We start from the raw sequence: 13,237 nt of genomic DNA on the forward strand, positions 1-13,237 counted from the left end.
ACCCGCGGCGGCGCCCTACCCGCCCAGGTAGGCCGACGCCACCCTCTCGTCGCGCGCCAGCTCTTCCGCCGGCGCCGAGAGGAGCACGTTGCCGGTCTCGAGCAGGTAGCCGTGGTCGGCGAGGCGCAGGGCCGCGCGCGCGTTCTGCTCGATGAGCAGCACGGTCGCGCCGGCGTCGCGGAGCGCGGCGACGACGCGGAAGATCTCCTCCACGATCAGCGGCGCGAGGCCCAGGCTCGGCTCGTCGAGCAGCAGGAGGCGGGGGCGGGCCATCATCGCGCGCCCTATCGCCAGCATCTGCTGCTCCCCGCCGGACATCGTGCCCGCGACCTGGCGGCGCCTGGCGGCGAGCTGCGGGAACGTCGCGTAGACCTCTTCGAGGGACTCCCGCAGGTCGCGCTCCCCGCGCAGGTAGCGTCGGTAGCCGCCGAGGCGCAGGTTGTCCTCGACCGCCAACGCGGCGAACAGCTCGCGTCGCTCGGGCACCAGCACGACGCCGCGGCCCACCATCGCCTCCGGCGTCGCCTGCGTGACGTCCTCGCCGCCCAGCAGCACGCGTCCGCCGGCCTTCGGCACGACGCCGACGATCGCGTTCACCAGGCTCGACTTGCCCGCGCCGTTCGCGCCGATCACGGTGACGAGCTGACCGCGGCCGACGCTGACGTCCACCTCGCTGAGCGCCTGCACGCCGCCGTACCTCACGCTCAGGCCCTCGACGACGAGGAGCGGCTGCGCGCCGTCCACGCCGGCGGGGGACCTCGCGGCGCCGTCCGCGCCGGCCGGAGACCCGGCGGCGCCCTCCAGGCCGACGGGAGGCCCGGCAACGCCGTTCGTGCCCGCCGCGAACCGGGCGTCGACGGGGCCGCTCACGCGACCTCCCTGCCGAGGTAGGCCTCGATGACCGCCGGGTCGCGCCTGACCACCGCCGGCGTGCCCTCGGCGAGCAGCTCGCCGTGGTTCATGACGACGATGCGGTCGACGAGGTCCATGACGACGTCCATGTCGTGCTCGACGAGCAGGACCGTGACGCCCTCGTCGCGCAGGCGCCGCACCAGCGCCTTCAGGTCCTCCTTCTCGTTGCGCCTGAGGCCGGCGGCGGGCTCGTCGAGGAGCAGCAGCACGGGGTCGGCCATGAGGGCGCGCGCCACCTCGAGCAGGCGCAGCTTGCCGAGGGGCAGCGAGTCCGCCCGCGCGAACGGCTCGTCCCCCAGGCCGACGCGCCTGAGCTGCCTGAGGGCCTCGGCGCGCACGCGCTCCTCCTCCGCCCCGCCCAGGCCCAGCAGGCCGCTCCACAGACCGGAGCTGGTGCGCGAGTAGGCGCCGAGAGCCACGTTCTCGAGCAGGCTGAGGCTCGGGCTCAGGTTGAGGTGCTGGAACGTGCGCGCCAGGCCGAGGCCGGCCACCTGGTGGGGCTGCAGGCGCGTGATGTCCCGCCCGGCGAAGCGCACGCGCCCGGCGTCCACGGACAGCACGCCCGTGATGAGGTTGAACGCCGTGGTCTTGCCGGCCCCGTTCGGGCCGATGAGCCCCACGACCTCGCCCTGGCCGACCGCGAACGAGAGGCGGTGCACGGCGGTGAGGCCGCCGAACGACCGCGTCACGCCCTCGAGCTCGAGCAACGGGCCGCTGACCCGCACGCGCTCGCGGGCCGGCAGTGGCGGCGCGTCCTCGCGCACCGGCCTCTCGGGCCGGCGCGGCAGGAGGGAGTCGACCATCGGCACGAGCCCGCGCCGCGCGTACTGCAGGACGAGGATGAGGATGAAGCCGAACGCGACGATCTCGTAGTTGCCGGTGCGTCCGAGCAGGGCGGGCAGCACCTGCTGGAGCTGCTCCTTGAGCAGCACGAAGACGCCGGTGCCCACGAGGGCGCCCCACACGCTCGTCAGCCCGCCGATCACGGCCATGATCAGGTAGTCGATGCTGTCGCTCAGCGAGGCGAGGTTCGGGACGATGAACAGCTCGCGGTAGGTGTGAAGCCCGCCCGAGAGCGCCGCCAGCGCGGCCGCGGCGAGGAACGTGATCATCTTGACGCGCTGGACGTCGACGCCGAAGCTGGCCGCCGCCACTGACCCGGTCCGCAGGCTCTTGATCGCCCGACCGACCCGCGAGCGCATCAGGTTCGTCACCAGCCACAGGGTGAGGAGCAGCGCGCCCCACACGAGCACGTAGTACTCGCGGTCGCCGCGGATGGGGTCGCCGAGGAGCGTGAGCGGCGGGATGCGGTTGCCCGTCGCGCTGCCGAAGCCCGTGTTGCCGCCGGTGACGGCGATCCAGTTGCGCAGGACGCCAGTGATCACCAGGCCCCAGGCCAGCGTGGCCAGCGCCAGGAAGTGGCCCTTGAGCCGCAGCGTGATGAGCCCCATCAGCCAGGCGATGAGCACCGACGCGAGGACGCCGGCGACGATCGAGAGCCAGGGGCTGAGGCCGAAGCGGCTGGCGAGGATCGCGGCCGTGTACGCGCCGGTGCCGACGAACGCCGCCTGCCCCAGGGAGGCGAGGCCGGCGTAGCCGGTCAGCAGCACCAGCCCCAGCACGACGAGCGAGTACATGCCGATGAGGTTCGCGAGCCGCAGCCCGAACGCGCCGGAGACGAAGGGCAGGACGACGACGATGACGGCGAAGGCCAGGAACAGGCCGCGCCGCAGCCAGGCTCCCAGGACCGCGCTCCCGGGACCGCCGCGCGGGTCGGGTCCGCCGCTCACTCGACGTGCTCCTCGAAGTCCACGTGCTGCAGCGAGCGCACCAGGAGCACGGGGATGATCAGCAGGAACACGAGGACGTCCTTGTAGGCCGAGGAGACGTAGAAGGCGCTGAACTGCTCGGCGACGCCCACGAACACGGCGCCGGCGACGGCCACCGCGGGGTTGCTGAGGCCGCCGATGATGGCGCCGACGAACCCCTTGAGGCCGATAAGGAAGCCGAAGTCGTAGGCCATCTTCGTGATCGGCGTGATCAGCACGCCGGCGACGGCGGCGAGGAAGACCGAGATCGTGAAGGCCGTGGAGCCCGCGCGCACGACGGAGATGCCCGAGAGCCTGGCGCCGAGCTTGTTCACGGCCGCGGCGCGCAGCGCCTTGCCGTGCAGCGTGCGGCCGAGGAACCACCACAGCGCGGCGAGCAGAACGGCGCTCAGGGCGAGCAGCCACAGGTCCTGGTGGTCGAAGAGGACGGGCCCGAAGCGGGCGCGCCCCTCTGTGAACGGGGGCAGCGTGTACGGCTGCGGGCCCCAGAACGCCAGGCCGAGGCCGGTGAGCGCGAGGTGCAGGCCGATGGTCATGATCAGATAGACGAGGGCCGATGCCCTGGGCAGCGGCTGGATGATCACGCGGTAAGAGACGGGACCGAGGGCCGTGGTGAGGGCCAGGGCCACGGCGATGTGGGCGACGTAGGGGAGCTGGGCGCGGCTGAGGAGCACGACCGCCAGGTAGGCGACGGCGGCGGCCGCGACGGGCCAGACGAGGCCGAGGGCCAGGCGGCCGGCGCGGCGCTCGCGGGCGAAGCGGATGCCGTCGTAGACGGCCCACAGCAGCAGCCCCGCCACCAGGAGGTAGACGCTGCCGGGCACCGCCCCGGCGCGCAGGCTCGCCACCGTGAGCGCCGCGATCATCACGAACTCGCCGATGGCGACGTTGATGACCCCCGTGACGGCGTAGAGGACGACGAGGCCCAGCGCCATGAGGGCGTAGATGGCCCCGTTCGTGAGGCCCTCGAAGAGGAGGATCAGCGGGATGTCGAGCAAGCGCCCTCCGCTGCCGGAGAGGCGGGGCGGGCTTAGGCCTGAGCCCGCCCCGCCGCCACCGGGGGTGATGCGCCTAGGCCCTCACCTCAGCGGGCGAGGGTCCAGTCGCCGTCCTGGATCTCGACGATCACCAGGGCCCGCTCGTCGAGCCCCAGGTGGTCCTCGGCGGTGAAGTCGAAGACGCCGCCCACGCCCGTGAACGGCCCCATCTCCTCGAGCGCGTCGCGCAGCGCCTGACGCACCGCGGCCGTGTCGTCCCAGTCCAGCTCGCCCTGGTCCATGGCGTACTCCAGCGCGAGCTGGATGGCCCTGACGGCGTCCCAGGCGTGCCCGCCGAACGTGCTGGCGGTGCCCTCGCCGTAGAGCGCCTCGTACTGCTCCACGTACTGGGCGGCCACCGGCGCGATCTCGTTGTCGTCCGGCAGCTCGTCGACGACGATCATCGGGCCGATCGGCAGGCGCACGCCGTCGGCGGCGTCGCCGGCCAGCTCGAGGAAGCTCGGGTTGCCCACGCCGTGGCTGACGTAGACCTGGCCCTCGTAGCCGCGGTTGGCGAGCTCCTCGACGACGAGCGCGGTGTCGCGCACGACGCCCCAGATCAGCACGGCGTCGGGCTGGCTGCGGATCGCGGAGAGGACCTGGGCGGTGACGTTCGTGTCGGAGCGTCCGTAGCGCTCGATCGCGACGACCTCGATGTCGGTGCCCTCGATCGCGGCGTTCAGCTCGGTGAGGCCGCCCTCGCCGTAGGCGTCGTCGATGGCCAGGTAGGCGAGCGTGTGCAGGTCGTTGGCCATCATGTCCTGGACGATGCCGCGGATCATCAGCCTGTCGGTCTGCGGCGTCTTGAAGACCCAGTGGCGGTCCTCCACCGGCTCGATGATGTTCGCGGCGGCCGCCATGCTGATGTTCGGGACGCCGGCCTCCTGCACGGTGTCGATGATCGCCAGGCTGTTCGCCGAGATCGTGCAGCAGATGACGACGTGGACGTCCTCCTCCTGGATCAGGCGGCTGACGTTCGTGACGGCCTGCGCGGTGTCCGACGCCGTGTCGAGGAAGACGATCTCGACGGGCACGCCGTTGATGCCGCCCGCCGCGTTGATCTGGTCCTGCAGCATGCGGAAGGTGTTCGCCTCCGGCTCGCCGAGGGCGGAGGCGGCGCCGGTCGCCGCGGCCGCCGCGCCGATGCGCAGCGTCTGCGCCAGCGCCGACGGCGCGAGGAGCAGCGCGAGGGCCAGAAGCGTGGGCAACGTTCTTCTCATCCTCATTCCTCCCTTGGTTCCATCGACGGCGGCGCGAGTCACCTCGCCACCACCGGCCTTACCGGTAGCTGGGGCTCCCTGGGCGCGACGCCGACGAAGGGGCTGCCCTCCTCGAACCAGCTCTTGGGTGCCGGGTGGCCCCAGAGCGTCTGCCGGCGCGGGTCGTCTAGCGTCCACCTGATGGGCGCGAACTCGGGGTCCATCGTGCGGTAGTCGCCGGTGAACAGCTCCACGCGGTGCCCGTCGGGGTCGCGCAGGTAGAGGAAGAACGCGTTCGAGATGCCGTGGCGGCCGGGCCCGCGCTCCATGGCGCCGACCCGGCCGGAGGCGGCCAGCACGTCGCAGGCGTGTATCACGTCCATCTCGCCGCGTACCCACAGGCCCACGTGGTGCAGCCGCGGGCCGACCCCGTTCGTGAGCGCGATGTCGTGGACGTTGCCCTTGCGGTGCAGCCACACCGCCCAGAGGCGCGGCTCGTCCTCCTCGGTCTCGGTGTACTCGCTGACGCGGAAGCCGAGCTCGCCGGCGAGCCAGTCGTGCGTGTCCTGGAGCTCGGCGGCGAAGACGTTGACGTGGTCGAGGCGCTGCACGGCGGCGCCGCGGTAGAGCTGGTAGTCCTGCAGGCGCCTCTCGACCGCATCCTGGCGCTCGTAGAAGGCCAGCGGCACGCCGAAGGGGTCGCGCACGTGCAGCGTGCGTCCCTGGCCGCGCGGGCGGGCCTCCTCGACCGGTAGGCCGCGCGAGGCGAAGTAGCTGGCGGCCGCGTCCAGGTCCCCCTCCTCGCGCACCCTGAAGCCGATGCGCAGGCAGGAGCCGGGGCTCCCCCGCCGCAGCACCAGGCAGTGGTGGCAGGAGTCCTCGAGGCCGCGCAGCCACAGCGCCTCGTCGTCCCGCGCCGTGACGACCATGCCGAGGGCGTCCTCGTAGAACGACCGCGAGCGCTCGAGGTCGGCCACGCCGAGCTCCACGTGCGAGACGCGCAGGACGTCGAAGGGCGGACGAGGGTTGGACGGGGTCAGCGGCACCTCAGTCGGCCGCTCCCGCGGCCAGCAGCTCCTCGCGCGGCTCGTCGGCGCGCGCCAGGAACGCGTCGATGCGCGCGACCAGGTCGGAGAGGTCGTAGCCCTGGTAGAGGGCGCCCTGCGTCCTCACCGGGTCGCCGAAGAAGAACTTCTCGTAGAGGTTCTGCCGGCCGCCGAACGACGAGATCGTCATGTCCCAGGCCAGCCTGAAGAGCTGGATGCGCTCCTGCGCCGTGGCGTTCGACGCTTGCAGGAACCTGTCGATGGCGTCTGCCATGGGGCCGCCCTGGTCGGCCTCGGTGGGGATCATGATCATCCCGCTGGCCGAGAGGAGCTGCAGCAGCTCGACCATGCGCGGGTAGACCATCGGGAAGTAGTTGCGGGCGGCGTTCAGCGCGTCCTTGCCGGGGGTCATGGTGCCCCAGCGGTCGGGCGCGGCCGTCTCCTCGGCCTGGGTCCTGAACGCCTTCAGGGTCTCGAGGACGATGATCAGCTCGGCCATCTTCTGCTGGACGTGCTGGAACTGGTCGGAGCCGATGGCGTCGACGATCTTCTTCGCCACGCCCAGGAAGGCCTCGGCCTTGGCGATCTTCACGTTCACGACCTGGTGCGCCATGTGCAGCACGGCGCCGGTCTCCTGGTAGGCGCGGTTCGCCAGGCGCACGTCGTTCATGAGGAAGACGCGGTCCCAGGGGACGAGCACGTCGTCGAAGACGACGAGGGCGTCCATCTCGTCGAAACGCGACCCGAGCGGGTGGTCGCGGTGGCTGCGCCCCTGGTCGAGCGGCTCGCGCCCCACGAAGGAGAGGCCCGGCGTGTCGCAGGGCACGGCGAACGCCAGGGCGTAGCGCGTCAGCTCCTCCTGCTCCTTGAGGACCGTCGAGGGGAAGATCAGGATCTCGTCGGCGATGGGCAGCGTCGCGAGCATGCGCGCGCCGCGCACGACGATGCCCTCCTCCGTCTCCTGCACCAGCCCCAGGGCGATGTAGGGGTCGGGGAGCTGGTCGGCGCGCACGCTGCGGTTGACCTGCGGGTTCGTGAGCGCGTGCGTGAGGCAGAGGTCGTTGTCCCTGACGTGCCGGTAGTAGTTCCTGATGTTCTCGCCGAAGCGGGGGTCGTTCTGCGCGAAGTAGTCGGCCGCCCGCGCCGCGGCCATGAGGTTGACGTTCAGGTAGTCGGGGCTGCGTCCGATGAAGCCGAGGCTGTGGTCGGCCCAGACCTTGTGCATGCGCGAGCGGCGCCTGAGGTCCTCCTTCGTGGTCGTCTCGAGGAAGCTCATCCCCACGCGCCCGACGCCCTCGACCTCGTAGGTCATGACGTCGACGAGGTCGCGGCGGTGCTGCAGGTCGTAGAGCTCGGCTATGGACCGCGCGATGCCGGCCGTGGCCGGGTGCGTCGTGGGGTCCTTGACCCGCTCGCCGTTCAGGTAGATCGTCGGGGGCCGCCTCCTCAGCCCCTCCAGGAACTCGTTGCCGGTGCGTGCCGCCACCTTGTCCCTCCCCTCAGCTCCCCAGCCGGGGCACGCGGTGCTCCGTGAGCGCCACGGCGATGTTCTGGGTCTCCATGTAGAAGTCGAAGCTGTAGTCCCCGCCGTCCCTGCCGATGCCGCTGGCCTTCATGCCGCCGAAGGGCGTGGGCAGGTGGCGGACGTTGTGCGAGTTCACCCAGACCATCCCCGCGTCGAGGGCCTGGGAGAAGCGGTGGGCGCGGGCGACGTCGCGGGTCCAGACGTAGGCGGCCAGCCCGTAGTCGACGTCGTTCGCGATGGCGAGCGCCTCGGCCTCGTCAGCGAACGGCAGGGCCGTGAGCACGGGGCCGAAGATCTCCTCGCGGGCCACGCGCATGTGGGGCGCGGCGCCGCGGAAGAGCGTCGGCTCCACGTAGAGGCCGCCCAGGCCGGGGTGGACGCCGCCGCCGGCCGCCACCTCGACGCCCTCCTCCCTGGCGACCTCGAAGTACGAGGTCACCTTGGCGAGGTGGTCGGGGTGGATGAGGGGCCCGACCTCGGTGGCGGGGTCGAACGGGTCGCCGACCCTGATGCTGCGCGCGCGCGCCGCCAGCGCCGACGTGAACTCCTCGTAGACGCCGCGCTGCACCAGCACGCGGCTGCCCGACGTGCAGCGCTCGCCGTTGAGGCTGTAGATCATGAAGCTGACCGCGTCGAGGGCCCTCTCCAGGTCGGCGTCCTCGAACACCACGGCGGGGTTCTTGCCGCCGAGCTCGAAGTGCACGCGCTTGAGCGTGGGCGCGCCCTGGGCCATGATCTTCGCGCCGGTAGTGCTCTCGCCCACGAAGGCGATGGCCTTGACCGCCGGGTGCTCCGTCACGGACCTGCCGGCCGACTCCCCGAGCCCGTTCACGACGTTCAGCACGCCGGGCGGCAGGCCGGCCTCCAGAGCGAGCTGCGCGAGGCGTGCGCCGGAGAGCGGCGCCCACTCGGCCGGCTTGTGCACGACGGTGCAGCCGGCGGCGAGCGCCGGGGCGACCTTCCAGGTCGAGAGCATGAACGGCGTGTTCCAGGGCGTGATCACGCCCACGGGCCCGATGGGCTTGCGGGTCGTGTAGTTGAGGAGCTCGGGCGTGGGGAGGCTGAGGCCGTCGCGTGCGCCGGGAGCGCGCTCGGCGAAGAACCTGAAGTTCTCGGCGCCGCGGGCCGCCGCCTGGCGCATGAAGCGCAGCGGCTGGCCCGTGTCGACGACCTCGAGCAGCGCGATCTCCTCGGCGCGCTCCTCGATCAGGTCGGCCAGGCGCAGGAGCAGGCGCTTGCGCTCCTTGGGGTCGAGGGAGGCCCAGGCCGGGAACGCCCGCGCGGCCGCAGCCGCGGCGTCGGCCACGTCCTCGGCGTCGGAGGACGCCACCCGCGCCAGCTCGCTGCCGTCGACGGGGCTGAGCGTCGCGAAGGTCGCGCCGGAGCGCGCCGGACGCCACTCGCCTCCTATCAGGTTGCCGACGAGCGAGCCTCCCGCCCTGCTCACGAGCCGGGAGACGGCCCCGAGCGCCGCCTCACGCCGGGCGGCCACGTCGGCCACGGCGGCCTCGGCGCTCACCCGGCCACCCTCGCCCCGGCGGCCGCGGGCGCCGCCGCCACGTCCTCCTCGGCGACGACGGGGTTCTCGAGCGGCGGCAGGTCGCCGACCTCGCAGCGCAGCGTGTCGCCGGCGTGGACGTGGCTGATGCCCTTGGGCGTGCCAGTGAGCAGGACGTCGCCGGGACGCAGCGTCATGAACTCGCTGACGTAGGCGATGAGGTCGGCGACGGTGTGCACCATGTCGCGCGTGCTGCCCTCCTGCCGCAGCTCCCCGTTCACGTAGGTGCGGATCCCCATGTCCTGCGGGTCCGGGACGCGCGCGGCCGGCACGACCAGCGGGCCCATGGGCAGGAAGGTGTCGAAGTTCTTCGGCTTGATCGGCGGCCGGAAGTGGTCGATCACGAAGTCCCTGACCACCAGGTCGTTGGCGATCGTGTAGCCGGCCACGTGCGCCAGGGCGTCCGCGGCGCGCACGCGCCGCGCCGGCCGGCCGATCACGGCCGCCAGCTCGGTCTCGTAGTGCATGAACCTGATGCCGCGGGGGCGCACGATGGGCCGCCTGTGGCCGACCATGGCGTTGGCGAACTTCGGGAAGAGCGCCGGCTGCTCCGGCTCGGCCAGGTCGAGCTCGGCGGCGTGGTCGCGGTAGTTCAGCGCGATCGCGACGATCGTGCGGGCCTCGACGGGCGGCAGCCAGGTCAGCTCGGCCTCGTCGAGGCGCTCGCCGTCCGCGTTCGTGAGCGCGCCGTCGTCCTGGAGGAGCACGGCGGCCTCGCGCCCGGCCACCAGGGCCCGGCCCCACGGCCGGTCGCCGCCGGAGTGCGCCCAGCCGGCGCCGAGCGCCTCCACGCCCGCCGCGCTCACGGGTCGGCGACCTCCTCCCGCCCCGAGGAGCGCGCCCCGGGCTCCGCCCCCGCCACATCGCCGACCAGCCCGTACCGCCTCAGCGTGGCCACGAGCTTGGCCTCGTTCTCCGGCAGCATCGGCCCCAGTGGCAGGCGCCACCGCGCCTCGCACAGGCCCATCAGCGCGAGGGCCGTCTTCAGCGGCACCGGGTTCACCTCGATGAAGAGGACGTCGTTGAGCTCGAGCATCTCGAAGTGGAGGTCGCGCGCCTCGTCCCAGCGGCCCGCGGACGCGAGGTCGTAGATGCGCGCCACCTGCCGGGGCGCCACGACCCCCGTGGCGCTGATGTGGCCGCTGCCGCCCAGCGCCAGCATGGGGTAGGTCATCGTCTCGGCGCCGCAGTAGACGGCGAAGTCGCGACCCGCCTCCTTGAGCGTGTAGGAGACGTCGTCGAGGTTCTTCGTCGCGTGCTTCACGCCGACGACGTTGGGGTGGTCGCGCCGCAGGCGGCCTATCGTCCTCGGCGCGATGTCCACGGCCGCGCGCCCGGGGATGTTGTAGAGGACCACCGGCACCTCGGGGTCGAGGGACGCGACCTCCTCGGCCACGCGCGCGAAGTAGCGGTAGAGGCCCTCCTGGTTCGGCCGCACGTAGTACGGCGCGATGACGAGCACGCCGTCCACGCCGAGCTCCACGGCGTGCCGCGTGAGCTCCAGCGTCTCGTCCAGGTTGTTCGAGCCGGTGCCCGGCACGAACGGCACGCGGCCGGCCACCCGCTCCTTGACGAACTCGACGACCGCCTTGCGCTCCCCGCGCGAGAGCGAGCTGGGCTCGCCCGTGGTGCCCGTGCACGAGAGCCCGTGGCTGCCGTTCGCGATCTGGAACTCGATGAGCCGCTCGAGCGCGTCCCAGTCGATGCGCGCGTCTTCGCCCACGAAGGGCGTGGGGAGCGGGACGATCGAGCCTCTTGGTACCCGCATGCGCCTCCCGCGTCGTGGCCGACCCGGCCGGCTCGAGGCCCCGGGCGGTCCACGGGTCGCTTGTCGATGGCTAGACCTTACGGCGGGGGGACGCGGGCGGCAATCGTCGAGACCTACAAGCCGGTGCCTCCGACTTGTAGTCGCCCACAGTGATTGAGTGTCACATTGTCATGCCGCGCGCTGGAACGCGTCGCTGCGCCGCGCCAGGCCGGCGAGCAGGCGCACGGTGGCCTCCGTGCCCTGGCGCAGCATGCTCACCCGGTAGAACTCGTTGGGCGCGTGGGGGCCGTTGTCCGGCTCGCTGAAGGCGAAGTAGAGGCACCAGATGCCCATCACCGACTGGAACTGCTCGGCCACCGGCACCGTGCCTCCCGTCCACACCGGGAACGGCTTGCGGCCGAACACGGCGCTCATCGCGTCGGCGGCCACCGCGAGGGCCGGGTGGTCGAGGGGCATCTGGTACGGCCGCCCGCTGCCGGGGATGGGGGTCAGGGTCGCCCTCACGCCGGGCGGCGTGTGGCGCTCGACGTGCCGCTTCAGCGCCTCGAACACCGCCTCCGGCTCCTGGCCGACCACGAGGCGGCAGGTGATCTTCGCGAACGCGCGGTTGGGCAGCACCGTCTTCACGCCCGCGCCCTGGTAGCCGCCGCCGATGCCGTTGACCTCCAGCGTCGGCCGCACGGTGCGGCGCTCCTCGGGCGTGTAGTCGGGGTCGCCCCACCACTCGCTCAGCCCGAGCTGGCTCAGCTCGGCGGCCTCGTCGAGGGGCAGCGCGGCGATCGCCCGCCTCACCTCGGGCGCCAGCGGCGGCACGCCGGCCCCGAAGCCCTCGACGACGACGCGGCCCTGGTCGTCGTGGAAGCTGGCGATGATGCGCGCCAGCGCCGCCAGCGGGTTGGCGACGGACCCGCCGTACATGCCCGAGTGGAGGTCGCTCGCGGCTCCCTCGACGACGAGGTCGGCGCCCACCAGGCCGCGCGACCCCACCGTCACCGACGGGATGCCGACGCCGAAGATGCCGCCGTCGGCGCAGACCGCCAGGTCGGCCTTCAGCAGCTCGGCGTGCTCGCGCAGCACCGGCGCGAGGTTCGGGCTGCCGATCTCCTCCTCGCCCTCGACCAGGAACGTCACGTTCACGGGCGGCTTCGCGCCGGCGGCCAGGTAGGCCTCGACGGCCTGCACGGCCGTGAGCACGCCGGCCTTGTCGTCGCAGGCGCCGCGCCCGAAGAGCTTGCCGTCACTGACCTCGGGCTCGAAGGGCGGGCTGTGCCACAGCTCCAGCGGCTCGGCCGGCTGCACGTCGTAGTGCCCGTAGAAGACCACCGTGGGCAGCGACGGGTCGTGGTGGAGCCGCCCCACGACGACGGGGTGGCCCGCCGTGGGCAGGGTCCGCACGTCGTCGATGCCGGCGCTACGCAGCCGCTCGGCGGTCCAGCGCGCGGCGGCCTCGACGTCCGGACGCCTCTCTGGCTCGGTGCTGACGCTGGGGATGCGCACGTACTCGAGCAGGTCGGAGACGTAGAGCTCCGCGCTGTCGGCGACGTGTCGCAAGGCCTGTTCCAGGGCTGGTTCTGCGGGGTCCACGCCACAACCTATCCGCGGCGCGACGCGTCGTCAACGTGAGAGGGGGCGATCACGCGCTCTCAGCGGCCCGGCGGCGGGCTCGAGCGCCGGGCTCCGCGCGGCTCGCGGTCGCCTCAGCTCGCCCCGTCGGCGCCGCGGTCGAGGCCGCAGTACCTTCCCCGATGGAAGACCAGCGGCGCGCCGGGAGCGGCGCGCAGGGCCTCGACCTCGCCTATGAAGATCGTGTGGTCGCCGGCGTCGAAGCGCGAGTGCATGCGGCAGAGCACGTGGGCGACGGCCCCGGCGATGACCGGGAAGCCGTGGAAGGGCTCGAACGGGTCCTCGCCGGAGGGCGCGCGCCGGCCCGCGAAGACGTCGGAGAGGGCCCCCTGGTCCTCGGCGAGGACGCTGACCGCGAAGCGCTCGCTGGCGGAGAGCGTGGGGTGGGCGCGCGCCGACCTGCCCAGCGAGACGGCGATGAGGGGCGGCTCGAGCGAGACCGACATGAAGGCGTTGACGGTGACGCCGTAGGCCTCGCCGCCGGGGCCGAGCATGGTGACGACGGTGACGCCGGTCGGGAAACGCCCCATGGTGCGCCGGAAGTCCAGCTCGTCGAAGCCGCGCTCGCCCTCCTCGAGGGCGGCGGCTCCCTGGTCGGGGGCGACGGTGCGGACGCCGGCGAGGCTCATCGACGGAGTCTAGGCGGGGCCGCGCGGGCGGTCAATCGTAGCCCGCGACAAGGGCCCGCGTTCTCTTGGTGCGAGACGACAACAGCGCGGAGGCGGGGCCGGGCGTAGACT

11 protein-coding genes are annotated in these 13,237 nt (G+C 72.7%); all 11 read right to left on the reverse strand.

The window, feature by feature from the left end; all coding sequences use genetic code 11:
• Positions 1–15 precede the first annotated feature (15 nt).
• The 11 genes from VF202_15405 to VF202_15455 all read right to left on the reverse strand — a co-directional run bounded on the left by VF202_15405 (position 16) and on the right by VF202_15455 (position 13,126).
• A complete protein-coding gene (locus VF202_15405; protein ID HEX7041502.1) occupies positions 16–870 on the reverse strand; it encodes an ABC transporter ATP-binding protein in 855 nt (284 codons plus the stop codon).
• Positions 867–2,702, reverse strand: coding sequence for a branched-chain amino acid ABC transporter ATP-binding protein/permease (locus tag VF202_15410; GenBank protein ID HEX7041503.1), 1,836 nt, complete (start codon positions 2,700–2,702; stop codon positions 867–869). Before VF202_15410 ends, VF202_15405 begins: the two co-directional genes overlap by 4 nt.
• Positions 2,699–3,739 (reverse strand): branched-chain amino acid ABC transporter permease, encoded by a 1,041-nt coding sequence (locus tag VF202_15415; GenBank protein HEX7041504.1) that lies wholly within the window; start codon positions 3,737–3,739, stop codon positions 2,699–2,701. The genes VF202_15410 and VF202_15415 overlap by 4 nt, the downstream gene beginning before the upstream one ends.
• 86 nt (positions 3,740–3,825) lie before the next feature.
• Positions 3,826–4,998, reverse strand: coding sequence for an ABC transporter substrate-binding protein (locus tag VF202_15420; GenBank protein ID HEX7041505.1), 1,173 nt, complete (start codon positions 4,996–4,998; stop codon positions 3,826–3,828).
• Positions 4,999–5,036: 38 nt separating this feature from the next.
• Entirely contained in the window at positions 5,037–6,023 is a 987-nt protein-coding gene (gene hpaD, locus VF202_15425) for a 3,4-dihydroxyphenylacetate 2,3-dioxygenase (protein ID HEX7041506.1), read from the reverse strand.
• Position 6,024: 1 nt separating this feature from the next.
• On the reverse strand, positions 6,025–7,509 hold the full coding sequence (hpaB, locus tag VF202_15430; protein ID HEX7041507.1) for a 4-hydroxyphenylacetate 3-monooxygenase, oxygenase component: 1,485 nt from the start codon (positions 7,507–7,509) through the stop codon (positions 6,025–6,027).
• Between the two features lie 13 nt (positions 7,510–7,522).
• Positions 7,523–9,067, reverse strand: a complete 1,545-nt coding sequence (gene hpaE, locus VF202_15435) for a 5-carboxymethyl-2-hydroxymuconate semialdehyde dehydrogenase (protein ID HEX7041508.1) — start codon at positions 9,065–9,067, stop codon at positions 7,523–7,525.
• Positions 9,064–9,912 (reverse strand): fumarylacetoacetate hydrolase family protein, encoded by an 849-nt coding sequence (locus VF202_15440; GenBank protein ID HEX7041509.1) that lies wholly within the window; start codon positions 9,910–9,912, stop codon positions 9,064–9,066. The genes hpaE and VF202_15440 overlap by 4 nt, the downstream gene beginning before the upstream one ends.
• Positions 9,909–10,874, reverse strand: a complete 966-nt coding sequence (gene dapA / locus VF202_15445) for a 4-hydroxy-tetrahydrodipicolinate synthase (protein ID HEX7041510.1) — start codon at positions 10,872–10,874, stop codon at positions 9,909–9,911. Before dapA ends, VF202_15440 begins: the two co-directional genes overlap by 4 nt.
• Positions 10,875–11,042: 168 nt before the next feature.
• Complete coding sequence (locus VF202_15450; GenBank protein ID HEX7041511.1) at positions 11,043–12,458, reverse strand: dipeptidase; 1,416 nt, start codon at positions 12,456–12,458, stop codon at positions 11,043–11,045.
• Positions 12,459–12,571: 113 nt separating this feature from the next.
• Complete coding sequence (locus tag VF202_15455) at positions 12,572–13,126, reverse strand: flavin reductase family protein (GenBank protein HEX7041512.1); 555 nt, start codon at positions 13,124–13,126, stop codon at positions 12,572–12,574.
• Positions 13,127–13,237 lie beyond the last annotated feature (111 nt).

Source organism: Trueperaceae bacterium, from assembly GCA_036381035.1.
Lineage (GTDB): Bacteria > Deinococcota > Deinococci > Deinococcales > Trueperaceae > DASRWD01.

What these genes read in the sequence shown, in the direction of transcription:
- VF202_15420 (HEX7041505.1), bottom strand. Translation starts at nt 4,998, where the DNA reads ATGAGAAGAACGTTGCCCACGCTTCTGGCCCTCGCGCTGCTCCTCGCG.
- VF202_15455 (HEX7041512.1), bottom strand. Translation starts at nt 13,126, where the DNA reads ATGAGCCTCGCCGGCGTCCGCACCGTCGCCCCCGACCAGGGAGCCGCC.
- dapA (HEX7041510.1), bottom strand. Translation starts at nt 10,874, where the DNA reads ATGCGGGTACCAAGAGGCTCGATCGTCCCGCTCCCCACGCCCTTCGTG.